The following is a 24,068-nucleotide window of genomic DNA, read 5'->3' as shown; positions in this document are numbered from 1 at the left end:
CGGTACCGCCGGTGCCGGAACCCGATCCCGTGCCGACACCGACACCGTTTCCACCCCGACCGGACCCGGAACCCGTTCCGCCGATCCCGGAACCAGGCCCGCTCCCCACTCCAGAACCGGGGCGGTCGCTCCGCGATCCCCCCGCCGACGCCCGATCCGGGCCAGCCGCTGCCACCGGTACCGCCGCCCGTCGAACCGAACCCGCGCTGAGCGGGATATCCGGCACTTCAGTCCCGCAGCGCCTGCTCGCGCAATGAGGTGAGGGTGCGCGACAGGATCCGCGACACATGCATCTGGGAGACGCCGAGCACGTCGGCGATCTGGGACTGTGTCTTCGACTCGAAGAAGCGCATGATCAGCACCTGACGCTCCCGCTCGGGCAACTCTTCGATCAGCGGCCGTAGCGCCATGTAGTCCTCGACCAGGTGATAGGAGGGTTCCTCGGCGCCGAGGCTCTCCAACAGCGGCAGGGGCGCGTGCTCTATATCGTCGCTCGCCACCGCGTCGATGGACGTGGACTGGTAGGCGTTGCCCGCGATCAGCGCCTGGGTGACTTCGACCAGATCCACATCGAGTTCCGTGGCGATCTCGCGGGCCCGCGGCACCCGCCCCAACTGCTGCGACAGCCGCTCCACCGTCGGACCGATGCTGAGCTGAATCTCCTTGGTGCGCCGCGGTACTCGCACCGACCAGGTATTGTCCCGGAAGTGCCTGCGCACCTCGCCCATGATGGTGGGCACCGCGAAGGCCAGGAACGAGGAGCCGCGGCCGATATCGAATCGATCCGCGGCCTGCACCAGCCCCAGCCGCGCGACCTGCAACAGATCGTCGAAGGATTCACCGCGACCGGCGAATTTGCGCGCGATATGCTCGGCCAACGGCAGACACCGCTCGATCAGCTCCTCGCGCAGCTCCTCACGACGTGGATCATCCGGCTCCAAGGCCGCGATCTTCTCGAAGAGCGGCTCGATACTTTTGTAGCCGTCCCCCGCCGATCGCGACTCACCCGTCATCGACGGCCCCTCGTACCCAGCTGAAGTCCACCACCGTCGGGTAACCGCTCACCGCGGCGTCGAACGGCTCCTGCACCGCGGCGATCGAATCGGTCAGCGTCCGGACGATATGCCAGCCGAATCCGGCTTGCCCGACCACCGATTCCGAGGCCGCGATCGACGCGACGTGGACGAACATGCGGGCATCGTCATAGGTGAACCGACAGTCGAGATTGGTGCCCGGCACTGCGTCCAGGATGAGTGAAGTGGCCACCTCGTCCAGCGCGAGCCGGATATCGGTCACCTCGTCGAGCGCGAAATCCGCGATGAGAGAGATGGTTTCGGCGAGCGCGCGCAACATGGTCAGCTGCTCGAGCTGGGCAGGCACCCGCACCGCGATCGTCGTCGTCTTCGTCGAGGATTGGGATGTCCATTCCCCCATTACCCATCACCACCTTGTCTCACGCCGCCGGCACGGGCGGTCCGGAGCTGCTCACCGGCAGCCTGAATGCAGTGACCGCAACGTTTCCTCTGGAAAGCGCTTACCCGGTGCGGGTTTGACGAAACCCCGCCGGACTACTCGCGGGCGATTCGTTCGTGCGCGGTGAGTAAGAGATGGTCGAATTCGGTACGCAGGCCCACCGTCGACCGCACCACCGCGCCCATATCGGCGACCAGCTGTCCGGCCAGCGCCCGCAGCTTGACGTTGGTCTCCTGTGACCTCCAGCTGAGCACCCGAAACGCCTGGTCAGCGCTGATTCCGTAGACGAGCATCAATGCACCCTTGGCCTGCTCGATCACCGCGCGCGCCGCATACAGTTCGGGCAGGGTGTCGTCGAGGGTCTCCTGTCGGTGTTCCTCGAGGGTGTCGGTGACATCGATGTAGTAGCCCGCGGTGCCGACTACCCCGCCGTCGCCGCCGGATATCCGGTCGGCGACCACGATCACATGGTGCACCGTCCCCTCGGTGTCGATGATCCGGTGCCTGCTGGAGAACGGCTCGCCGTCATCGATGGTTTTCGCCAGCGCGCTGGCGATCTGGTCGTGATCCTCCGGGTGCTTATGCGTCAGGAGTAGCTCGGTGGTGGGCTCGATCGTGCCCGGCCGGTAGCCGTGCATCTGTGACACCTCCTCGGACCATTCCCAGCGCTGCTCCGCGAACCAGTACCGGAAACTGCCGGCATTCTGCGGTTTCCCGGTGCCGATCACCTGGCTCAACGCCAGCGATTCCTCCTGCGGAACCGATCCACTTTCCGTCACAGCGCAAGTATGCGGTCCGCCGTGACGGTCGGTGAGCGGATCGGCGGCACAGAGGACCAATGCCCCCACTTACGCGTCCAACGCGGCCCGTATCGAGGCGTACCTGCCGCATTGCGCGCGTACGCCGGTCACCTCGAGTGCGCGTTCCACGGCAGGGCGCCCCACCACTACCCGCACGTCGGTGCCGTGACACGCGGCGTTGTCGTGCGCCGCGAGCAGGGTCGCGGCGCACCGCAGACTCAGGAATCGGGCCGCACGCAGATCGACGACCACCGCATGGCAGCGCGTTCTCGTCGCGTGTTCGAGCGTGGCGTGGAATTCGGGCTGTGCGGTCGCATCGAGCTCGCCCTCCACATGAACGACGACGCGCCCCCGACGGCGAGCGACACGCTGAGCCCACATGCGGTAGTGGCGTGGCGGGCCGGATCCGTTCATGTGGGCGCCGTCGACCTGGCTCCGGAGTAAGGACAAGGACGTTACGGACATCACGAACCTCCCGGGAGGGGGTGGTCAGCTGTCGTCTCAACCTCGTTCCAGTGTGGCACGCTCGCACACTCCCGCCTACCCCCGGCGCAGCCACGCGGTGTTTGCATGCCGCCGACGCGGGCATATCGGGCACATGCCGCCGATGGCTCGGATCGAGTCGGATGAGAACGGAGTCAGCAGTGAAAATCGCCATGGTTTCCGCGCACGCCAGCCCGCTCGCCGAGCCAGGGAGTCCGGCGGCCGGCGGCCGGAACGTCCATGTCGCGGCGCTTTCCGCGGCGCTCGTGCGCGCCGGGCATCAGGTGACGGTGTACACCCGCCGCGATGATCCGCACATCCGGACCGAAGTGGTGACGCGCGAGGGTTACCTGGTCGTTCATGTGCCCGCGGGACCTCCGAAACCACTGCCGCGCGACCAGATCCTTCGGCATCTCGGGGAATTCGGTACTTTCCTGCGGCGGCACTGGTCACTGTATCCGGTGGATATGGTGCACGCCCACTTCTGGATTTCCGCTCTGGCGGCCGAGCTCGCGGCGCGTGAGCATCGGCTACCGGTGATCGTGTCCTTCCATGGACTCGGCACTGTCGTCCGCCGCCACGAGGGCTTGGCCGACACCAGCCCCCGGTCCAGGATTCGCTTCGAACGGCTCATCGCGCTGCGTGCCGCCCACGTGCTGGCCAGTTGTTCGGAAGAGGCGGCCGAGCTGGCTCGGATGGGTCTGCCGCGGTTGCGTGCCTCGATCGTGCCGGGCGGCGTCGACCCGGCCGCCTTCACCGGTGACGGATCGGCCGCGAGCACCGGTGCACGGCATCGTTTACTCGCGGTTGGTCGATTATCGCGGCGTAAGGGTTTCGAACTCGCGGTGCGGGCTCTGGCGGAGCTGCCCGGTACCGAGCTGGTGATCGCGGGCAGTGCCGTCGGCGATGCTCTCGACGACGATGCCGAGGGCAGGAGATTGCGCCGCATCGCGTCCGAATACGGCGTGCAGGAACGTTTCCGGCTGCTCGGGCCGGTATCGCATATCGGCATGCCACGGCTGTACCGCTCCGCGGATGTAGTGCTGTGCACCCCGCAATACGAACCATTCGGTTTGGTTCCGTTGGAGGCTATGGCATGCCGCCGACCGGTGGTGGCCACCGCGGTGGGCGGGATGCTGGATACCGTCGTCGACGGTGTCACCGGGCGACTCGTGGCCTCACCCGATCCGGACGGGATCGCGCGCGCGGTGCGACCGCTGCTCGAGGATCGGACGCTGCGCGAAACCTGGGGCGCCGCGGGCGATGACCGCGCCCGTAGCCGCTACGGCTGGGATCGGATCGCCGCCGCCACCCTGCACGCTTACCACCGCGTGGCGCCGGAACGCGCCGCGAAAGTCGTGGCCCCGGCGCGGTGAATGCGCGGGTGCGACCTCCGGTCGGCCGGAGCGCCAGTGTCACGGCGCGATCACCCAGGTCGCGAGGAACAACAGCGCCACCAGGCGCCCGGCCACCGCGCCTGTGGCTACATGGGTCGCGCCCTGAACCTGCTGCGCGCCCAGGACTACCCGGTCCGCGGCGAGGACGCCGCGCGACTGCCCCCGTTCGTGCGCGAGTACATCGGCCTGGACGGGAACTACAGTTCTCATCTGCCCGACTCTCATCTGCCCGACCTCGGTGGTGATCACCGGCCGCCGCGCGACCTCGGCGACTGAATCCTGTTGCTGCTCAGCGCTTGTCGCTCCATGCAAATCCAAGGAAGCTCGGGATGTGTCCTGGTAGAGAGTGATTCAAAAGTCGGTCACCGCCGTCCTGTTCTGGCAGATGTCCGCCCCATATCCCCCACCGCAGGAGCTGCTGTGCGGGGGGATGGGGCGGTCGTGTCACGCTGTTTCGACCTGCACGCCTTCCGCGGCCAGTCCGTGGGCAATGGCCGGGCCGATACCCCGGCTGGCGCCGGTGACGAGGGCGGTCTTACTGTTCAAGTGCAGATCCGTTGCGATCCTTTACTGTCGGGCCATTGCCTCGCGACGAATCCACTGGAACAGGGCGGGGTTGTCGACGATGGTGATGACGCTGACTACTGTGCGCCGGTAGCGGTCGTCGTCCAGCATGGCCAGCAGGCTTGCCGCCAGATCCACACGGGCGGTGAACCGTCCGTCGGCGTGGCCTTCGACGACGGTGTAGTCGGTGACCGACGGCAGGTGGTAGAGCCCACTCGGGCGCACGATCGTCCAGTCCAGATCGGTGGCGCGGATCAGTGTTTCCATTCGCCGCATGTCGTCATAGAGGGTTTTGCCCAGCACCCTCGTCACATACGGGAGCAGCACCCGGTTGAACAGGATCCCACCGTCGGAATACGGGTGTGGATCGACCCCGCTGGAGCTGACCACGGCGAGCCGACGCACCCGATGCCGCTGCATCGCTGCGACGATATTGGCCGCACCACGCGAATAGGTGTTGATCGGTTCCTTCCCGGCGGGTACCCCGAGCGTCGAAAGCACCGCATCCCGCTGCGCCACGGCAGCATCGACGGCGGCCGGATCGAGCACGTCGGCGCCGACCACCTCGAGCTGATCATGGTGCAGCGGAAACGATTCCGGCTGCCGGGTGACCGCGGTGACCTGATGCCCGGCGGTCAGTGCCTGACCGGTCAGTAGACGACCGGTGGGACCATTGGCGCCGAAGACGGTGATACGCATGACGATTGTCCTTCCTGGAAGCTGGAGCGGGTCCGAACATGAGTGCCCGACAGCCCCGGACCTGTGACGGCGCGGACCTGTGACGAGCGCCACCACGTCCGGGTGTCACAAACCGGTCGGGGATCGCCACTGATGCATGACATCGTCGACGAAGCCGACAGACAGGACCACACCATGAGCGACGGCGAACGCACCGCCCCTGCCACCGACGCCTTCGTCGCCCACCGCAACCTGCTGTTCACCGTTGCCTATGAGATGCTCGGCTCAGCCGCCGACGCCGAGGATGTCCTGCAGGAGACCTGGCTGCAATGGGCGGCCGTCGATCTCGACACGGTGCGCGATCAACGCGCCTTCCTGGTCACGATCACCTCCCGGCAGGCAATCCGGCGACTGCGCACCCTGGGTCGCCGCCGGGAGTCCTACGTGGGCCCCTGGCTGCCCGAGCCGCTGCTCACCACGCCCGACGTCGCCGAGGATATCGAGCTGGCCGATAACCTCTCGATGGCGATGCTGCTGGTGCTCGAAACGCTCGCCCCGACCGAGCGGGCGGTGTTCGTGCTGCGCGAAGTGTTCGGCATGGCCTACGACGAGATCGCGCACACCGTGGATAAAAGCCCAGCCGCAGTCCGCCAGATCGCCCACCGCGCTCGCGCACACGTCGCCGCGCGCAGGCCGCGCGGAGCCGTGACCGCAGTCGAGGCCCGGCACGCGCTCGGAGCATTCCAACGAGCAGTCGAAACCGGCGATCTACAGGACCTGCTCGACATCCTGGCCCCGGATGTCGTCTTCCTGGGCGACGGCGGCGGAGTCAAGCAGGCAACGCTGCGGCCCATCGTGGGCGCCGATCGCGTGATACGTGTGGTGAGCGGCGGCACGGGCTGGATGGGTGGGCCGGCCACGGCCGAACCCGCTCACGTCAACGGCTGGCCGGCACTGGTCATTCGACTGAACGGAGAGATCGACGGCGTCGTGGCGGTGCGGATCGACAACGGCCTGGTCACCGGGCTCTACTACGTGCGCAACCCCCACAAGCTCGAACACCTTCACCGGGAAACCGCACTGGACCGTTGACCCCGGGACGACCGGCCCGAAGCCCGTCGTCGCCCGTCGCGCCTGGCTCCCGCCCGCTGCGCTGAGTCAGGAAATGCTGAATTGCCTCGAGGAATCGCATCCGGTTGTAACGTGTTCTAAATCCGTCCTCCAGGAGGGGTTCGCCTGGTGGTGGCGCGGATGCGGCACATGTGACTTTGGGAGGGGTACTGTGGCAAGACTGTCGATGTTGACGGCCGTTGCGGCGCTTGCTGTCTCGTTTACCGTGGTGTTGCCGGTACCCGCTGACGCGGGTGTCTACAACTGGGCCGAGATCGAGCAGGACGCGGTTCCGCGCGCCGAATGCGGACCGGGTTCACTACCGGAGACCGGAATCCAAGGCGATGTGCCGACCGAGGATCGAGCCAGTGGCCGCAGTACGGCGGGCTACCGGTGCAATATCTCGCGCGTCGGCGGCTTGCAGCAGGACGGCGGCGGCATCCTGTCCGCGGTCTACGACCACTGCTCCTACACCGGAACCTTCTTCCCCGGCAATCTGATGAACGCCGCGGCCCCGGGCGTGCACGTCATCGATGCCGCCGACCCCGCCGACCCGGTGCACACGACCACCCTGAACGAGCCCGCCATGCTCGGCGGCACCTGGGAGAGCCTGAAGGTCAACACGACTCGTAAACTGCTCGCCGCCACCGCGGTCCCGGTCACCACCGGCACCGCGTACTTCTCCATCTACGACATCTCCGATTGCGCGCACCCCCGGCTGCTCAACCCGGGCCCCGGCACCGATCCGGCCATGCCGCTGCCATTCCTGTCACATGAGGGCGGGTTCTCCCCCGACGGCAATACCTACTGGGCCACCAGCACCAGCCCCGGCCTGATCACCGCCATCGATGTCCGCGATCCGAGCAATCCACGGGTGATCTGGCATGGCCTGCAGTCGATCACCGCACACGGCTTCGGCATCAGCCCCGACGGCAACCAGATGTACCTGTCGATCCAGAACGGGATCAACATTCTCGATATCAGCTCGATCCAACGGCGCGACCTGTATCCGGTGGTTCCGCAGATCGCCACTTACCACTGGGCCGACGGCTTCTTCAATCAGCATGCCGTGCCCGTCACCTATGGCGGCCGCCCGCATATCTTCGTCAGCGACGAGGCCGGATCCGGGGGCGTGAAGTTGATCGACGTAACCGACCCGGCTCGAGCCACCCGCGTCGCCACCGTCAAGCTCGAGATCAATACACCCGCCCGCATCGGCGACCACGCCCGCTCGGCGGCAGGCACCCCGTTCTTTTCCTACGACGCGCACTACTGCGTCGCCGATCGCCCCGCCGATCCCACCGCGCTGGCCTGTAGTTGGCTCGCCTCCGGGGTTCGTGTCTTCGATGTGCGTGATCCCGCCGACATCCGAGAGATCGCGTACTTCAATCCGCCCGCGCAGACCGGGCGGACATTCCAGCTCACCAATTCGGTGAATTCGGATGCGGCCTTCTTCGGCGTCCCGGTATGGAACTTCGTTCCGCTGGCGCGTGAACTGTTCGGCGGCAGACTGGAGCCCGGTGCGGCTATCGGCCCGCGCACCGGCATGGTCTTCAGCAGCGACCAGTCGGCTGATATGTGCCTGTCACCCCCGGTTTTCCAGGGCACCCAAATATGGACCACGTGCAGCGACAACGGTTTCATGGTGTTGCAACTCGAGAATGACGTCTACACCGCCCCCGCCGATCAGGAGCCGGTCCTTGGCTCCTGACAGCGCGTGGGTCCGCGCCAAGATATTGCCCATTGGGCTCGCGATCGTCTGCCTGATAGCCGTTGGGGCGATGGGGTTCTGGCTGCGCGAACCGTCGAGTGCCGACCCCGCCGCGATCCTGTCCGAGGTGGATATCGGCTTCGCCCAGGATATGTCGGTACACCATGAGCAGGCGGTGCTGCTGGCGCGCACCCTGCCTACGGACGCTAGCCCGCCGATCCGGGTCGTCGCGGATCGGATCCTTTTCGCACAGACCGCCGAAATCGCCCAAATGCGCGGGTGGCTACAACTTTTCGACCTGCCCGTCACGGTGGCCGAACCAATGCGGTGGATGGGTCACGACGGTCATCACACCGATGGTCATGGCCCGTCCATGCCGGGTATGGCCTCGACCGCGGAGATCTCCCGGCTGGCGGGGTTGCGCGGTACCGAGGCCGAGATCCTGTTCCTGCAGTTGATGATCCGGCATCACACGGGCGGCGTCGAAATGGCGCAGGCGGGATTCAATACCGGCTCCGCGCCCGCGGTGAAACGGGTTGCGCTGGATATGGTCAACGAACAGGGCAACGAGATCGGCCAGATGACGGCGTTACTCACCGCGCGTCGCGCCGAACCGCTCCCGTTCCCGTGACGTTCAGCTGGGCTCGGTGGACAGCGTGATAGTGGTCCAGGCGCCCAGGTGGATCCGGTCGCCGCTGCGCAGCGGGAACGGTGTGTCGGCGGGCAGGAGATCGTCACTGCCGTTGAGGCTGGTGCCGTTCGTGGAGCCGAGATCGGTGATGGTGAGTGCGGTCGGGGTCAGGTGCAGCATGGCGTGAGCTCGGGAGACGCCCGCGTCGGCGGGGGCGATGCCGAGATCGATATCGGGCCGCAGGCCCTGGGATATGCTGCGCTTGCCGATCAGGATGTCGGTGCCGTGCAGGATGATTCGGCGGGCCGGGAAGTAGGTCGGGAAGTCCACCTGATCGGCGTCCGGACCTTCGCGGGCGACGACACGGTCGTAGAAGTCGCGGTCGGCGGTGATGGTCGCCACCCAGGCGATGCGGCGCACCTCGGTGACCGTCTCCGGCTCCGGCCGGGGTTCGAGGACGGTCGGCTGCGCGTCACCAACGGTCGGAGGTGGCGTCTCACCGGGCACGCCCAGAGCCGAATCGTGACCGCAGGCCTCACAGAATCGGCCGCCGCTGGGCTGATGGCAGACCGGGCACAGCGGGACCTCTCCGGTCCCTGGGCTCGGCGATCCCTGGATCGGCAAACCACACACATCGCAGTAATCGGTCGCGAGCGACCGATGTCCGTCCGGACAGGTAACCATGTCTCACCGCTCCTTGCGGACCCGCTTCGTCTTGGTCGAGCGGGCATTGAGGGCCATTTCGTCGGCAGCCTCGACCGTACTGCGCAGCCGCACGGTGCCGTTGTGCTCATCCACGTCGACCACGCCGCGCAGCAGTTTGGCGGTGCTCTCGTTGCCGGATTCCGCGGCCAGCTCCACCGCACGCCGCAGCTTCGCCGTCGCGGTTTCCACATCGCCCTCCTGGCGGGCGGCCAAACCTTCCTGCACCGCCTGTGCCAATTCGGCCTGACCCGTGTAATGCGCAACGCGCCTGCTGATCCGGGCCGACAGTTCGGTCTCGGTGGTCCAGACCGCGCGGACCAGGCCCTGGCCCACCACCTCCTCGCCCGCCAGCACGCTGATCCGGGCGGCCAGCTTCTCCCGGCCCGGTGCGGCGGGTTCCACTCGGACCTGCACGTGGTAGTCGCGCTCCTCCGCGCCCCAGGCGCCGAGCGGGTACTCCCCCACCTGCCCGCCCGTCTCGGTGCGGCGCGCCGTGAGATCTTCGATGGCCGGCGCCACCTGCTTGACGAAGTGAACGGTCGCGCCCGCCGGTGTCCAGATCCGCAGTTTCAGCTCCGGGATGGCCTTCGCCATCGACGATTGCGCCATGGCCGCGAAGTCCTCCGCAAGGTGTGCGGGGTCCTTCACGATATCGACGGTACCGTGCAGCGCGGAGGCGATGGCGCGCAATTCCTCTACCCGCCAGTCGGTTCCGACGCCGCGACAGTCACAGGTGAACGCGCCCTCGGACTGCTGGATCTCGGCGGCCAGGGTCGCCGGATCCTCGTGCTCGTTCTTGCCGTCGGTGAGCAGGATGGCATGCACCATCGCGCCCTCGTGCTTCTTGGCGAGCTGGCGGGCCAGACCGAGCCAGGTACCCATCGCGGTGCCGCCCGACGGGCGCAGCTTGTCGAGATGTCGACGTGCCTCCGCTCGGGTAGTGCGATCGGCGGGCACCGACGGCACGTCGGTGGGGTAGATCAGCTTAGCCATGGAGGTGCCTTGCACGATGGCGAAGCGTGTGCCATCGGGCAGCACATCCAGCGCGGCAAGCGTGGCGCGTCGGGCGCCTTCGAATTTCTTGGCGGTGCCCATCGACCCGGAGCAGTCGATGATGAGGATTTCGACCCGCTCCGGTGGCGGTTCGGCCGCCACGAAATCGGCGCCGGTCTCCACGGTGACCACGGCGTCGACCGTGCCCGTGCCCTCGGCCAAATACTCGTTCTGGTCGACGGCGACCGAAACACCGTTGCTTACAGCAGAACTCACAGTCCTTCTCCTGACTGATCGATCACGGAATCGGGGCGACCGCGACGGTGATGTTGTCGCCGCCGCCGCTGCGCAGCGCGAACTCCACGAGTTCGCGGGCAGCCGACATGCGGTCGGCGCCGGTGGCCAGCGGCGCCAAGGCCGCCGCGTCCGGCTGGTAGTTCCACAGGCCGTCGCTGCACAGCAGCAGCACACCGGGGCCGGTGGTGCGGAAGGTTCGCACACAGGTGTCGGACCAGGGTTTCGGGCCGGAGTCGGCGCCGAGCCAGCGCAGCAGGGTGTGTGCGCGCGGATCGCGCATCGCGGATACCTCGTCCATCGCACCGGCATCCACCAGCGCCTGCGCATAGGAATCGTCGACGGTGAGCCGCCGCGAGGGCGGGTTGCCCGCGGCCTCCGAGGAGACCTCGGTGCGCAGCCAATATGCCCGGCTGTCACCGACATTCGCGACGGTGATCTCGACTACGTCGGTGCCGTACCCGCGCACGATCGCCGAGACGTAGGTGCACGAGGGCGCGTGACCCTCGATGACCGCGACATCGCGCACCGCCTGCGCCGCGCCCGCCAAACCCGCGAAGGCCGCCTCCGCGGGACTGCGCCCCTCCGCCAACGCGGCGAGGCAAGCGTCGACCCCCGCGCGGGAGGCCGCGCCCGAAGCCGCCTGCGGATCCTCCGAGGTGGAGACCCCGTCGCATACCGCGATCACGGTCGTCGCCGGGCGGCCCGTGGAATCGTCCAGCACGGCCGCTGCCACCGAATCCTCGTTGCGCGCATGGGCGATGCCCCGGTCGGTCGCGAGATACACCGCGCCGAGGTCGGCCTCGAACCGGTCCGGCTGCGCACGCAGCTGTCCGCAGCCGCGGCAGTAACCGTCGCTGTCGTACAGCTGTCCTCCGCAACCGTCGCAGGTTGTCGCCCGCTCCGGTTCGGGGCGCGGTAGCGCGACTCGACGCGCGCCGAGCTCGCGACCACACGCCTCGCAGTACCGATCGGCGGAGCCTACCGGCGCAGCGCAGCCCGGGCAGTGGGTCACCGCCACCGTGGTGGCGGGTGCGATCGGGTCGAGGCTCACGGTCGGGTTCACGTCGGTACTTTCGTGGATCGTCGGAATCGGTGTCTTTGCCGGTGTGAGCGGCGGGATGTGGGCGGTGGCCGGGGATGGCGCGGAGCGAACGCGCTCGATCCAGGTGGCGTAGGTCGGCGGGCCTTCATCGTCCTCCGCGGACTCCTCGGCAGGCCGGGGCTGCCGGGCGCCACGCTGTTGCTCGAAGGAAATGGTGGGCGCGTCAGGGGCCGAGGAACCCTCGGGGGAAGTCGGATCGGTCACCGCCGGACCTCGCCGTCGCTCGGTTCGATCGCGACCGACGGTGCGGTGCTGATGATTCGCTCGTTCACAGCGTCGTCCTCGGTCGAATGGAGTTGGCACGGTCCACCAGTTCGAACCGGGTCCACATATCGTCGGCTTCGCGGGCCAGATCGCGATAGCAGCGCTCCAGGCCGGTGCGCACGCCATCCGCGTCCAAACCGACTCCGAGCAGCGCGGTGTACTTCGCGGGCGCCTTACCTGCCTCGAGCCAGCCGAGGGCCGCGTCGAGCACCCGCATCCGCACTTGGGCGCCGCGGCGTTTGGAATCGATGGCGAGCCGCTCGACGCGTTCGCCCGCCGCACGCAGCACCGATTCGTCGAGCTCCGACGGAGCGCGCTCGGCGAGAATGGTTTCCACCGCGGCGATTCGGGCCTCGGTATAGAGGGCAGAGGTCGGTTCCACCTGATCCAGCGCGGTCACCGCGCCGTCGCGATCGCCGGCGGCTCGCCGCATGCGCGCCAGCCCGAATACCGCGCTGACGAAGCTGTGATCGGTTCGCCAGACGGTGTCGTAGTGACGTGCCGCCTGGCGCTTGTCGATGGCGTTGCGGTCACCATGGTCACCATGGTCACCGTCGATACCGGCCGCGGCCAGCTCGGCGACCGCCGCCATCGCGAGTTTCGGTGCGGCCTCACCGGGCAACGCCGTGCAGACGGCGTCGAATTCGGCATAGGCGCCGCGGAATTCGTGCCGCAGCAGCCGGGCTTGGCCGCGGTACCAGGCCAGTCGCCAGTCGCCAGGCAGCGTGTCGGCGAGTGCGTCCAGCCTGTGCATCGCATCGTCGGGATCGTCGATCTCCAGGGCGGCGCGGACCAAACGCAGCGGAATCTCCACGGATTCGGCCTGTCCGGTGACCACCGAGCGCAGGCCCGCCGCGAAGGCGGGTTCCAGCTCGGCCGGGGTGGTACCCGCGGTGGTCGCCAGCAGTGCCGCACCGGTGTCACCCGGATCGACGAGCGGAACCGGCAGCGCGGCAACGATACTCGACGGTTCGAGATCGGCGGCCGTGCCGACGCCGAATACCGCGCGTGGTGGGCCGAAGAAGGCCGACATGCCGGGGCGCGGCTGCCCGTCGTCGGTGGCGAGCACCTCTCGCAGGACACCGGTGAGCTGGTCCGACATCTCCTCCATCGAGGCGAACCTGGCGTCCGGATCGGGGTCGGTGGCGCGCAGCAGGAACCGATACAGCGAATCGTAGGTGGCCAGCGTCGGCTCGGTAGCGGGACCGGGAAGCGCGCCGAAATGCCCACCCTCCTGCGGGATCCGCAGGATCAGCACGGCGAGTGTGCGGCCCACCGTGTACACCTCGGTGGCGACGGTGGGACCGGTGTGCGCGATCTCCGGCGCTTGATAGCCGATGGTGCCGTAGATCGCGCTGGCCTGGTCGTCCATCGAGATGACAGCGCCGAGGTCGATCAGTTTCAGCTGCTCGTCGGTCTGCATGACATTGTCCGGCTTGAAATCACAATAGGCCAGATCGAGCGAATGCAGATAGCCGAGTGCGGGCAGCATCTCCAGGATGTAGGCGATGGCTTGGGCAGGCGGCAGATAGTCGCCGTCGGTGTCGCGCCTGCGACGCAGGATCTGCTTGAGGGAGGTGCCGCCGACGTACTCCATCACGATATAGCCGACCGCGACGCCGTCGGGCCCCATATGCTCGACGAAATTGAGGATCTTCACGATGCTCGGATGCTCGACCTCTGCGAGGAATCGCTTCTCCGCCATGGCCGCCGCCATCGCATCGAGGTCCCCCGAATTCAGCAGGCCCTTCAGCACCACCCAGCGATTGCTGACATTGCGATCGGTCGCGAGGTAGATCCAGCCGAGTCCGCCGTGCGCCAGGCACCCCGCCACCTCGTATTGCCCGCCGACCAGATCACCCTTGGACAGCTTGGGCGCGAAGGAGAATCGGGTGCCGCAGTGCGGGCAGAAGCCTTCGGCGCGCCCTGGACTGCCCTCGCGGCTGCGCCCCACCGGGCGTTCGCATTTGCCGCAGAATCGTTTCGACTCGGCGACCTGTGGGTCGGTCATGATCGCCGACATCGGGTCGATGCGCGGGATGCGCGGCACGTCCACCATGCCGGCGCCGAGCCGACCGCGCGCGCTGGATTTCGCGGAGGTGGACCGGCCGGTCCGCACCGACTGCCCGGACGTCCTGGTACTCGCCGTGGCCGCCGCCCTGGAGTTCGCGGAGGTGCTCGGTGGCGGTCCGGGCGCGGTGCCACAGGTATCGCAGTAGCCATCGGAAATCGTTCCGGTGCAGCCGGGCTCGGCGCAGGACCGCATCTCGGTGACGGCGGTCGATCCGGCGGGGGCGTTCGCCTCGGCGGGCGCGGTGCCACAGACCGCGCAGTAGCCGTCCTCGATTGTTCCGCCGCACCCGGGCTCGGCACAGATCATGGCTTCCTTCCCGCCTTCTCCCCGATGAGCTGCTGGTAGTCGGCGACCGCCCGGGTGGCGGCCGCCAGATCGCAGGGCCGACGTGCCAGCAATCCCTGCGCGATCCGACCGGATGCGAGCAGATCTCGATCCTCGCTGATCCCGAGCCGGGCCGCCTTGGCCTGGTAGGCGGCCAGCCGTCCGCGTAGTTCGGCGCGGCGATCGAGTAGCCCCTGGAACAGGTCCACCTCACCCGCCGCGCGGTCGGTCGCGGCGGCGATGCGGCCGCGGAGGTCGAGCAGCGCGACCGGCTCCTGCGCCAGCGTCGCCAGTTCGGCGGCGAGCGTCGAGGCCGCGTCCACGGGTGGTGGCAGCGGGCCGGTCCGGATCTTCGCCTCGACCTCGGCTCTGGCCCGTGCGGCACGATCCATGGTGTCGCGCAACGTTTCCCACTGTGTCCGCGTGTGGGCGACGGCCGCGGTCCAGTTCGCTGTGATCGCGGCGAGTTCGGTGAGCAGCGCGGATTCGCGTCGCAGCACCGCATCCAGTTCGGCGATGCGCGCATCGATCTCGGGTGCGGTGAGTGCCAGCGGATCGGTGGCCGAGCGGCGTAGCAACTCGGCGATGCCCTCCTCGACGGTACGCAATTCCCCCGGCACTTCCCCCGCCCGATCCAGTTGCTGCTGGAGTGGCGCCAGGCCGGACATGATCCGGTCGTTCACCGCGTCCACCGCGTCGAGGAACGCCGCGATCTGCGGGAAGGTGACGCGCATGCGGTCCAACGTATCGGCCAGCCCGACGAACAGCACGTGTTCGCTGGGTCCGGTGAGCGAACGCTGTGCCATCGGAATGGGCGTACGGGACACTTCATGCGGTCGCCCGCGCAGCAACCGGGTCAACTCAGCACGGGCACTGTCGTCGATGCGTGAGCGGGTGCCGCGCAATGCGCGTGCCGAATCCAGGATCACCTGCATCCGGCCGTAGTCCTGCCACATGAGTTCCAGCGCGTCGCGCACGGGTAGCCACCGCTGTTCGGTCAGCCCGGCGGGCGGGAAGCGGCGTACCAGTGTCAGGCCGGGGTGTTTGTCCAGCTCCAGCAGCGTGACGGTGATGTTGTCGAATTCCCTGGTGCGGAAGGACAATTCGGCATCGATCTCGGCGAGGGTGAGAATGGGCACGCGCGTCTCGCTCACCCGACGTACTTCGGCACCGGTGGTCCCGGCGAAGGCCCGAGCAGGGCGAGCCGGGTCTCGTACAGTCGCTGCCAGGTGCCGTCGCCGCGGATACGTTCCAGCACGGCATTGACGAAACGGACCAATTCCGGCTTGCCCTGCTGGATCCCGATCGCGTAAGCGTCATTGGCCAGTGCACCGCCGACCACTTCGAGGTTGTCGTCCTGGGCCGCCAGCCCGAACAGGATCGGCGCGTCGGTACTGACCGCGTCCACCTGTCCTTGCTGCAATGCGGCCAGGCAGTCGGTCCAGGTCGTCATGCCGATGACGGTCGGTCGCGCGGCGAGCGCGAACAACGGCTCCAGTGATGTGGTGCCGTGCACGCTACAGGTGCGCTTGCCGCCCAGGTCGGTCACCGAACGCAGTCCGGAATACTTCGTCACCAGCAGGCGCTGCTCGGAAATGTAATAGACGGTGGAGAAGTCGATTTCCTTGGCTCGTTCGCAGGTGGCGGAGAAGGTGCTCACCACCAGGTCGACCTTGTTGTCGCGCAACGCGCCGATGCGCTGTGCCGAACTCATCGGCTGTAGTTCGATCCGGTCCGGATCGCCGAAGAGGGCGCGCGCGATCTCCCTGGCCAGGTCGATGTCGAAGCCTTCCAGCACACCGGTTTTCGGGTTTCGGAATCCGAACATATAGCTGCCCTGGTCCACCCCGACCCGCACCCTGCCGTTCGCGACGATCGAGGCCATCGGCGAGCCCGCGGGCATCGCGCCCGGCGCGGGCAGCGATCCCGGCCGCAGGCTCGCGGTCGCGTCGCAGGACTGGTCGCCTCGCTGCCGTGGCGCGGCGGTGATCTCGGCCGCGCCCGGCGGCACCGGACGTACCGCCGCGACCGTCAGTTCGGTCGGAGTGGCGGGGCCAGCGTCGCAGGAGCAGGCACAGGCCGCGGTGGCGGCGAGTAGAATCGCCCAGCCCGGTCGGAATCGTTTGATCATGAGCACCCCCTGGACCGTGATCCTATGACGGCCGTCGGCTTTCGGTCGATCTCTGGGCGGGCGCGGAACGGCATCGGCACGGTGTCAATCCGTATACCGCGGTGCCGGTGGCGTCTGGGCGGGCCCGAGGGAGCTGAGCCGGTTATCGTAGATCCGCTGCCAGGTACCGTCGACCCGGACGCGCTCGAGCACACCGTTGACGAAGCGAACCAGATCGGGATTGCCCTTCGCCACCCCCACCGCGTAGGCGCCATTGCCGATCGCGTCGCCGACCACTTCGAGGTTGCGATCCTGAGCGATCAGGCCGGACAGGATGGGATCGTCGGCGCTGACCGCGTCCACGTGGCCCTGTTGCAGCGCGGCCAGGCAGTCGGTCCAGTTGGTGACGCCGAGCACGGTCAACCGTGTGGGCAGCGCGAACAGCGGGCCCGGTGCGGTAGTGCCTCGCGCCACGCAGACGCGTTTGCCACCGAGATCGTCCTCGGATCGGATACCGGAGTTCTTCGGCACCAGAATCCGTTGCGCCGCACGGTAGTAGACGGCGGAGAAATCGACTTCTTGGCGCCTCTGGCAGGTCGCGGAGAAGGTTCGGACGATGAGATCGACCTTGTTCTCGCGCAGCGAGGTGAGGCGCTCGGCCGCGGTGACCGACCGTAGCTCGACCTTGTCCGGATCGCCGAACAGCGCGCGGGCGATCTCTCGCGCGATGTCGATATCGAAGCCCTCCAGCTGGCCGGATGACGGGTTGCGGAAGCCGAAAAGGTAGGTGTTCTGGTCGACTCCGACACGCACCCGGCCGCGCGCCACGATCGCCGCCATCGGGGAACCCGCGGGCATCGCGCCGGGCCTGGGCAACGGGCCGGGGCGCAGGCTGGCCTCCGCATCGCAGTCGTCCTCGGACTGTGGCGGCGTAGTGATCTCGGTGAATTCCGGTGGCGCCGGGTCGACCACCGCCACCGGCGTTGGTTCGGGAACCGGAGTGGCGGAATCACATCCAGCGACGAAGAGACCCACCGCGGCCATCGCCGCGAGCGCGGGCAGCCCGCGGTTCACAGGAACTCCTTCAGCCGCGGCCACAACCCGACAACAACGGAGCCCGCCGCGCCGAGTAGGAGCAACAGTATGAGTGATGGGCTCCAGCCGAGTGCGTCACCCGCGGAATCGACGCCGTCACGCAGTTCGCGGCGCGTATCGGCGAGGTTGGTGCGCAACGTGTCGTCCAGAGCGGCGAAACGGGCCGCGGAACCGTCCGGGCCCGCGCCGATCGCCTGGTTCAGCGCGGCATTGAAATTGGCCGCTCGATAGGCCTCGACCTGCAATCGGTGACCCTCGGTCCAGCGGTCAAGGCTGGTGCGGGCGGCGGAGTCGGTGCCGAGTACGGCATCGACCCGGGTGCGCAGTCCGTCGATGTGGCCGGTGAAACTCTCTTCGCCCTGGGCGATGTCGCCCCGGATGATGAGTTGCAGCGTCTCGTCGGTTCTGGCCTGCTGGGCCAGAATTCGGGCTTGGGCCAGCGTTTCGAATTCCTTGCTCGCGCCGGAGTCACCGGTGTCGAGTGCGGTCGCAGCGATCGTGGTGGCGAGCAGGATCCACACCAACGCCAGCGCGCTCGCACCGGCTGCCCCGACCAGCCCGAGGTTGACCCGTCGATTGGTGCGCCGCATCAGCAGATACGACCCAGCACCGCAGGCGGCGAGGACGAGTAGCAGTAGTCCGATGGTGGTGAACGGCATCGCCGCGATATCGCGCTGTTCGGCGCGGACCGCGGCGAAACGGCTCTGGCTCAATTCTTCCGCGTTCTTCAGCAACGAATCCCGCATCAGTGCCGAGGCCTCGCGCAGATAGGCCGAGCCGACCGGGAAGCCCTGCCGGTTATTGGCCCGCGCGGTTTCGACCAGCCCGGTGAAGGCAGGCAATTCGGCGGATATGCGCGCGACGATCAGTCTGGTCTGCTCATCGGAGGCGCCCGCAGTGGCCTCGGCCAGTGCGCCCGCCGCGTCAGCGAGCGCCTGCTGGTAGCGGGCGCGCACCGCCGGCGTCTCGATGCCGCCGGAGAGGAAGGCCTCGGCGGCGGCCGCGTCGGCCGTCGACAGCGCGACGTAGAGGCGCTGGGCCGCGTAGGCCAGCGGCTCGGTCTGCTGGAGGACCCTGTCGTGGCGGGATATCTTGCCACTGAGCTGATTTGCACTGGTGAGACCCGCGAACAGGCATAACACCACCGAGACGATCACGACCGCGCCGATCGCACCGGGGGTGGTCCGACCGAAACGCCGCAGCCACACCGCCCCGTTCTGCATGGTCGCCGGAAGGCGAGGTCCCACACCGTCCCCCTTCGATCACCCGGCGGAGTCTCCGATCGCGATAGTACGGGAGGAGGGTGCCCTTCGCTGCCCATTGTCCCGGGGGCGGTGCGGCCGTTGGACTTTCGGTGCTTTGTGTTTACCGGCGGGTCGTTCGCGAGGCAGGGTCAGGGCGCGACGGCTTGGAAGCTCAGGTAGCCGGGATGGTCGGGATCGATGACGATGGACTGCCCCTTGATCTGGCGTCTCTTCCACGGCGGGATGAAGTGGCGCGGAAAGCTGGTGCGACTGATCGCGATCCGTAGCCGGTGCCCGGCCGCCAGTACCGCCTCGGTCGGGTTGATCTCGATATCGAGGTCGAATGGTTCGCCCGGGGTGAGCGGATGGGCGGTGTCCGCGGTGAGAGTGTGCAGCGGGAACAGCAATTCGCCGTCGACGTAATAGCTTTGTTCGGTATCGGTAGCTCGCAATGAGGACAGCAGCGCGCCGCGGGTGACGGGCACAGACGCGCCGTCCGGATGAACGTCGCATATCGTGACCGACCAGAACGCATCGGTGCCATCGGCCTCGGCGCGCAGGTGCAGGTTCATCGGACCGGTCAGCACCAGATCGGACTCGAGCGGCGCGGTCGTGAAGGTGACCGCGGTGGATTCGCTACGACGGTCGTCGGTGCCGAAGGGACGGCCGAACAGCAGGGTGACGCCCATGCTCATGACGGCACTGTTGTTGGAGACGGCACTGACCCTGCCGACCGGCAGCGGCATCCGGCACTCGACTTCGCTGGGCTTCGCCGACAATCCGGCGTCGATCGCGGCATGGGCCGCGGTTCCGGTTATCTCGCCGGTCAGGTAGAGCCTGCGCACCCGCGCCGCGGGATCGGGGAACTGTGCGCGCCGCACCCAGCGGCCGTCCCCCTGCCTGCGCACGGTGACGGGACCGTAATCGTCGATGCCGTTGTCGATGCCCTTGACCCAGCGGTCGAAAAATGCCGTTTGCAGTTCGTCCAGCGCCTGCGGATTGCCCGGGTCACCGAAGCCGGAGCCCGGGGTGAGATGGTAGGCGTCGTCGACCAGGATCTGTTTCGCGCCCCCGGATACCGGGATACGGTCGTACATCGAGAAATTCGAACGGTTGTAGACGTCGTGCCAGCCGCCGTGGATCCATGTGGGCACCGAAATCTCCTCGAAGCGAGGCAATTTCGCCGCCCACATGGGGTTGAGGTAGCCGTCGGGGTGCTCCTCGGTGACCCCGATGCGCATCGCCCGGCCCACCCAGCCCGAGCGGGTGGTCACCCGGTCGCGCAGGAACTTCCCGGCCAGCCCCTCTCGCAGTAGACCCGGAAGCGCTGGAAGCCACTTGCCGCTGTTGACCGCCAGGATCCACAGCAGCATGCCCGGGGTCGGTACGCCACCGGTGAGTCCGAGTTCGCGCACCGGGTTCTCACCCGCCTCGATGGCGAAGATCGCCTTCAGGCCCTCCGGGCGCCGCGCCGCCGTATGCAGTGCGGCGATCGCGCCATAGGACACCCCCATGACCGCGACATCGCCGTTGCACCAGGGCTGTTCGCGCACCCACGTGACCACCTCGGTGTAATCCCGCTGCTCGCGCGGACTGAAGAAATCCCACCCGCCGGTCGAGCTCCCGGTGCCGCGTACATCGACCATCAGGCCGACGTATCCGCGCTCGACCGCGGTGCGGTTGATCGCGGACGGTTCGAGCACCCCGCCCGCCGGGGTACGCAGGACATCGCGCGCGGTCATCACGGTGCGGTCGGAGGCGTCGAGGCGACCGGCCAGGGCGCGCAATGTGCGGTGCATCCGCATTCCGTGCCGGTTGATCATCTTGTTGTACGCGGTGAAATTGATAATGGCGGGTAGTGGTTCGGCGGTCGGGCCCGACGCGTCGCCCGGACGCAGGATATCGGCGCTGAGAATCGCGCCATCGGACATTGTGATCGGAACCGTGTTGCGGGCGAAGAGTTTCGGATACTCCACCGGCCCGATATCGAAGCGTGCGTGCGGCGCGGCCGCGGTGTAGGTGGACAGCGGCTCGGCCATGGCAATCCTTATCGACGTCGGTGTCGGGCGTTGACTTATCGTGCGGGCGTGGTGGAGGACTTGTCGAGGTAGCGATGCATTGCCCAGTTCATGCCGCGCATCGCGAGGCTGTACGAGGGCGGGAAGTAGCGCTGCGCCCAGTATCCGACCCGGATATCGGGCGAGGTGAAGACCATGTACCTATTGCGTTCCACCCCGCGCACAATGGTTTTCGCCGCCGCGTCCGGCGTGACGGCATGCCGTTTGAAGACCGACATCGCACGCTGGAAGGCCTCGGCCTCCCGGTTCACGCCCGCGATGTCGACGCTGTCGACCATCGGCGTCGCCATGGCGCCGGGGCAGACCAGGCTGACGCCGATCCGATGCCTGCGCAGATCGAAGCGCAGCACCTCCGAGACACCGCGCAGTCCGAACTTGCCCGCGCTGTAGGGCGCATGCCAGGGCAGTCCGAAAAGCCCGGCGGCCGAGGAGACGTTCACCAGGTGCCCGCCGCGGCCCGCGTCGATCATGCGGGGCACGAACTCCTCGATCACGTGGATCGGGCCCATCAGATCGATATCGATGGTGCGCCGCCACTGTGCGTGGGTCAGCCGCTCGACGGTGCCCCATGTGGCGATGCCCGCCACGTTCATGACGATGTCGACACTGTCCACCTCGGCATGTGCCTTGGCGGCGAGCGCGACCACGGCGGCGTGGTCGCTGACATCGGCGGCCGCCGCGAGATGCACCGTGGCGCCGGTGCCGCGCAATTCAGCGGCGGTCCGTTGCAGTCCTTCGTCATCGATATCGGTGAGGATCAGCGACGCGCCCTTGGCCGCGGCCGCCAGTGCGGTACTCCGACCGAGGCCGCTGGCCGCCCCGGTGATCAGGCAGCTCTTGCCGTCGAACTTCGTCATGGCATCGACCATAACGGTTCACGAACACTGTTGTCTATTTAACGAACCAAACCCGTCCCAGACGGATTCTCGATGATGATCGCGGACCGCACGTTGGAATCCGCTCCCCTACGCCTTGACCGCGGTGAACTGGGTGAGAGCGCCGTTGCGGGACAGCTGGATATGCGTCAGACCTGCTGCGTCCAGTCCCCGCGACAGGTCCATCACTGTGCTCGGTGGTCCGAAGACGCCGAGTCTCTGTAGCGCTCGGATCTGGAAGTCGTAGCGCCGCCGGACCCCCGCGACGACACAGCTGCCGACCAGCGAGCCGCCCGGTCGCAGAACGCGCGCGAGTGCCGCGATGGCCCCGGCCGGATCGGGCATGCAATGCAATCCGGCGAAGGTGACGACGAGATCGAATTCGGCTGCGGCGAAAGGCAATTCCACCACGTCTGCCCTGACGAATTCGATATCGGTGAGACCGTGGCGTTCGGCCACCCCCCGAGCCATCCGCAATTGCGCGCGCGAAATATCCGCGGCGACGTAACGCACCCGCCGTTCCGGATCGAGGCGACGCAGCGCGACACCGCCGCCGACCGGAAGGTCGAGCAGCGACGACCCGTCCGGCTGCTCGTTGATCACATCCATCGCGTCGTACATCAGGTTCGCGTCGATGCCCCACAGCGCCAGCGCCGCGGGACCTGCTACGGCCGGATGGTCGAGCACGAAGTCGTATCCCCGCGCGCCGATCGCGCCGAACACCGAGTTCTGCCACACCGCGGCCACATCGGGCATGCCCACCTCCGGAATGCGAGTCGGCTGTGACTGACACCCTAACTGTCACCGGTCCGCAGCGTCCGGCGCCATGGTTTGTCGGGACTTTTCTGTCCGGGCGATGGCTTCCGAAGGTACGTGGGGTCGATCGCCTCGCCCGGCTTCCAGAACGTGAGATGGTCGCGGGGGTGCGCTGCCAACCACTCCGCGAAGTGTGCGCTGGAGTGGATTCCACCGTCGGTGCCGTCGTCCGCCCGGTAATCGAGCCGCCAGTACAGGCCCTCGTCCACCTCGTCGAGGTAGTTCCCGAACCGCGCTTTTCGTCCGTTCTCCGCTACCGCGCACTCACGCAACACCGCGAATCCGTCCTCGATGCGCGGTTCATCGCAATAGATCTCCATGTCGATGTCAGGAGCCATGGCTAACTCGTAGGCGACCGCACCCACGAGCACAGGCGTTCCGAAGATCCCCCAACGCTCGAAGAGCCGTAAGCGGGCGAGAATTTCTTTGGCCTGTTCGACGCGTCGCCGGCTCTGCTCGAGGACATCGGGCAGGTTCTGCTCCTGACGGACTCCGCTCACATCGACGACGATACGGTCTTGCCACGCGGCCCGTGGCGGCCGAATCTCGCAGCTACCGTGCCGACAACGGTCACCGAGGGTAGTCCAGTAGTTTTCCCAGGAGTGCGCCCTGTCCGGCCTGTAGGACGTGCCCAGCCTCGAGGGGGGTCCAGAAGCATTCGAACCTGGTCGGTTCGCGCTCACCGTCGTGGTCCTCTCGGCTGAGCCAACGTTCCGGGGTGTCCTCGGAGAGTTCGAGGTGAAAGAAATGCCTGCGGTGGATTTCGAATCGGTACGGCCGTGCGTCGTAGTCGGCTTCGCCGAGCTTCCGCAGTACGGTGAACTCCGTCAACCCGGTCTCTTCGCGTGCTTCTCGCACGACCGCCGACTCCGGTGGCTCGCCCGGTCGGACGCTGCCCGCAGGTACTTGGATGCCGACCTCCTCCCAGGGATAGTCGATGTGTCGGAAGACCAGGAGTCGACCGTCGCGAACGACGTAGGCCAGTACCTTGTCCTTGATAACGGTGTCGATCCGATGAGGCATCGACAAACTATGCCCGGTGCGAAAGCGACCACGCACCTTGCTGATTGGGACTCACGGCCGATAGTTGTCCGATTCGGCCGCAGCACACGGTTTCGGGATTTTCCCGTTATCTCACCTCCCCCGATCGGTCGGCCGCTCAGTGAGTGGAACAGGTCAGATGCGCACCGAACCGATCCAGCTCGTCTAGGGTGTGGGTGCGGTGAAGGCCGCACAGTCAGTGA

23 protein-coding genes and 1 pseudogene are annotated in these 24,068 nt (G+C 67.4%); 4 read left to right on the top strand and 20 right to left on the bottom strand.

Annotation, left to right across the window (positions count from 1 at the left end; genetic code table 11):
- Window positions 1–227: 227 nt before the first annotated feature.
- The 4 genes from AB0H61_RS28260 to AB0H61_RS28245 all read right to left on the bottom strand — a co-directional run bounded on the left by AB0H61_RS28260 (window position 228) and on the right by AB0H61_RS28245 (window position 2,738).
- Window positions 228–1,013 (bottom strand): RNA polymerase sigma factor SigF, encoded by a 786-nt coding sequence (locus AB0H61_RS28260; protein WP_357310312.1) that lies wholly within the window; start codon window positions 1,011–1,013, stop codon window positions 228–230.
- Window positions 1,003–1,434 (bottom strand): anti-sigma factor, encoded by a 432-nt coding sequence (locus AB0H61_RS28255; RefSeq protein WP_357310310.1) that lies wholly within the window; start codon window positions 1,432–1,434, stop codon window positions 1,003–1,005. The genes AB0H61_RS28260 and AB0H61_RS28255 overlap by 11 nt, the downstream gene beginning before the upstream one ends.
- A 134-nt stretch (window positions 1,435–1,568) precedes the next feature.
- A complete protein-coding gene (locus AB0H61_RS28250) occupies window positions 1,569–2,252 on the bottom strand; it encodes a PAS and ANTAR domain-containing protein (RefSeq protein ID WP_357310308.1) in 684 nt (227 codons plus the stop codon).
- A gap of 69 nt (window positions 2,253–2,321) precedes the next feature.
- Window positions 2,322–2,738, bottom strand: coding sequence for an STAS domain-containing protein (locus AB0H61_RS28245; RefSeq protein ID WP_357310306.1), 417 nt, complete (start codon window positions 2,736–2,738; stop codon window positions 2,322–2,324).
- 179 nt (window positions 2,739–2,917) lie between these two features.
- Here AB0H61_RS28245 and AB0H61_RS28240 point away from each other — a divergent pair, with 179 nt between their 5' ends.
- Window positions 2,918–4,132 carry a glycosyltransferase gene (locus AB0H61_RS28240; protein ID WP_357310303.1) on the top strand — a complete coding sequence of 405 codons (1,215 nt, stop codon included), beginning with the start codon at window positions 2,918–2,920 and terminating at the stop codon, window positions 4,130–4,132.
- A 39-nt stretch (window positions 4,133–4,171) separates the two neighbouring features.
- Here the strand turns inward: AB0H61_RS28240 and AB0H61_RS28235 are convergent, their stop codons facing one another.
- The 3 genes and pseudogenes from AB0H61_RS28235 to AB0H61_RS28225 all read right to left on the bottom strand — a co-directional run bounded on the left by AB0H61_RS28235 (window position 4,172) and on the right by AB0H61_RS28225 (window position 5,416).
- Window positions 4,172–4,363 carry a hypothetical protein gene (locus AB0H61_RS28235; protein WP_357310301.1) on the bottom strand — a complete coding sequence of 64 codons (192 nt, stop codon included), beginning with the start codon at window positions 4,361–4,363 and terminating at the stop codon, window positions 4,172–4,174.
- A 246-nt stretch (window positions 4,364–4,609) separates the two neighbouring features.
- Window positions 4,610–4,717 (bottom strand): annotated as a pseudogene (locus tag AB0H61_RS28230) (SDR family NAD(P)-dependent oxidoreductase); the annotation flags it as partial.
- A gap of 3 nt (window positions 4,718–4,720) precedes the next feature.
- A complete protein-coding gene (locus tag AB0H61_RS28225) occupies window positions 4,721–5,416 on the bottom strand; it encodes an NAD(P)H-binding protein (RefSeq protein ID WP_357310299.1) in 696 nt (231 codons plus the stop codon).
- Between the two features lie 174 nt (window positions 5,417–5,590).
- Between AB0H61_RS28225 and AB0H61_RS28220 the strand changes: the two genes are divergently transcribed.
- The 3 genes from AB0H61_RS28220 (at window position 5,591) to AB0H61_RS28210 (ending at window position 8,847) form a co-directional block, all read left to right on the top strand.
- Complete coding sequence (locus tag AB0H61_RS28220) at window positions 5,591–6,487, top strand: RNA polymerase sigma-70 factor (RefSeq protein ID WP_357310489.1); 897 nt, start codon at window positions 5,591–5,593, stop codon at window positions 6,485–6,487.
- Window positions 6,488–6,692: 205 nt separating this feature from the next.
- Window positions 6,693–8,216, top strand: a complete 1,524-nt coding sequence (locus tag AB0H61_RS28215; protein WP_357310487.1) for a hypothetical protein — start codon at window positions 6,693–6,695, stop codon at window positions 8,214–8,216.
- A 70-nt stretch (window positions 8,217–8,286) separates the two neighbouring features.
- The gene (locus tag AB0H61_RS28210; RefSeq protein WP_357310485.1) at window positions 8,287–8,847 is read left to right on the top strand and encodes a DUF305 domain-containing protein; all 561 of its coding nucleotides are present in this window, start codon (window positions 8,287–8,289) and stop codon (window positions 8,845–8,847) included.
- Between the two features lie 3 nt (window positions 8,848–8,850).
- Here the strand turns inward: AB0H61_RS28210 and AB0H61_RS28205 are convergent, their stop codons facing one another.
- The 13 genes from AB0H61_RS28205 to AB0H61_RS28145 all read right to left on the bottom strand — a co-directional run bounded on the left by AB0H61_RS28205 (window position 8,851) and on the right by AB0H61_RS28145 (window position 23,847).
- The gene (locus tag AB0H61_RS28205) at window positions 8,851–9,354 is read right to left on the bottom strand and encodes an FHA domain-containing protein (RefSeq protein WP_357310297.1); all 504 of its coding nucleotides are present in this window, start codon (window positions 9,352–9,354) and stop codon (window positions 8,851–8,853) included.
- A gap of 180 nt (window positions 9,355–9,534) precedes the next feature.
- Window positions 9,535–10,821, bottom strand: coding sequence for a VWA domain-containing protein (locus AB0H61_RS28200; RefSeq protein ID WP_357310295.1), 1,287 nt, complete (start codon window positions 10,819–10,821; stop codon window positions 9,535–9,537).
- A 22-nt stretch (window positions 10,822–10,843) separates the two neighbouring features.
- Entirely contained in the window at window positions 10,844–12,148 is a 1,305-nt protein-coding gene (locus AB0H61_RS28195) for a phosphatase (RefSeq protein WP_357310292.1), read from the bottom strand.
- A 64-nt stretch (window positions 12,149–12,212) separates the two neighbouring features.
- On the bottom strand, window positions 12,213–14,474 hold the full coding sequence (locus tag AB0H61_RS28190; RefSeq protein ID WP_357310483.1) for a tetratricopeptide repeat protein: 2,262 nt from the start codon (window positions 14,472–14,474) through the stop codon (window positions 12,213–12,215).
- 110 nt (window positions 14,475–14,584) lie between these two features.
- Window positions 14,585–15,760, bottom strand: coding sequence for a hypothetical protein (locus tag AB0H61_RS28185; protein WP_357310290.1), 1,176 nt, complete (start codon window positions 15,758–15,760; stop codon window positions 14,585–14,587).
- A complete protein-coding gene (locus tag AB0H61_RS28180; RefSeq protein WP_357310288.1) occupies window positions 15,757–16,737 on the bottom strand; it encodes a glutamate ABC transporter substrate-binding protein in 981 nt (326 codons plus the stop codon). The genes AB0H61_RS28185 and AB0H61_RS28180 overlap by 4 nt, the downstream gene beginning before the upstream one ends.
- An 84-nt stretch (window positions 16,738–16,821) precedes the next feature.
- A complete protein-coding gene (locus tag AB0H61_RS28175; protein ID WP_357310286.1) occupies window positions 16,822–17,790 on the bottom strand; it encodes a glutamate ABC transporter substrate-binding protein in 969 nt (322 codons plus the stop codon).
- Window positions 17,787–19,058 carry a hypothetical protein gene (locus AB0H61_RS28170; RefSeq protein WP_357310283.1) on the bottom strand — a complete coding sequence of 424 codons (1,272 nt, stop codon included), beginning with the start codon at window positions 19,056–19,058 and terminating at the stop codon, window positions 17,787–17,789. The genes AB0H61_RS28175 and AB0H61_RS28170 overlap by 4 nt, the downstream gene beginning before the upstream one ends.
- 146 nt (window positions 19,059–19,204) lie before the next feature.
- Window positions 19,205–21,094 carry a CocE/NonD family hydrolase gene (locus AB0H61_RS28165; RefSeq protein WP_357310281.1) on the bottom strand — a complete coding sequence of 630 codons (1,890 nt, stop codon included), beginning with the start codon at window positions 21,092–21,094 and terminating at the stop codon, window positions 19,205–19,207.
- 35 nt (window positions 21,095–21,129) lie between these two features.
- Window positions 21,130–21,990, bottom strand: a complete 861-nt coding sequence (locus tag AB0H61_RS28160) for an SDR family oxidoreductase (protein WP_357310278.1) — start codon at window positions 21,988–21,990, stop codon at window positions 21,130–21,132.
- Between the two features lie 108 nt (window positions 21,991–22,098).
- Window positions 22,099–22,764, bottom strand: coding sequence for a class I SAM-dependent methyltransferase (locus tag AB0H61_RS28155; protein WP_357310276.1), 666 nt, complete (start codon window positions 22,762–22,764; stop codon window positions 22,099–22,101).
- A 38-nt stretch (window positions 22,765–22,802) separates the two neighbouring features.
- The gene (locus tag AB0H61_RS28150; RefSeq protein ID WP_357310274.1) at window positions 22,803–23,324 is read right to left on the bottom strand and encodes a hypothetical protein; all 522 of its coding nucleotides are present in this window, start codon (window positions 23,322–23,324) and stop codon (window positions 22,803–22,805) included.
- A gap of 70 nt (window positions 23,325–23,394) precedes the next feature.
- Window positions 23,395–23,847, bottom strand: coding sequence for an NUDIX domain-containing protein (locus tag AB0H61_RS28145; RefSeq protein ID WP_357310272.1), 453 nt, complete (start codon window positions 23,845–23,847; stop codon window positions 23,395–23,397).
- Window positions 23,848–24,068 lie beyond the last annotated feature (221 nt).

Origin of the sequence: Nocardia sp. NPDC050710, assembly GCF_040654375.1 — a bacterium.
Classification (GTDB): domain Bacteria; phylum Actinomycetota; class Actinomycetes; order Mycobacteriales; family Mycobacteriaceae; genus Nocardia.
This window is presented reverse-complemented; position numbering and strand designations above follow the sequence as displayed.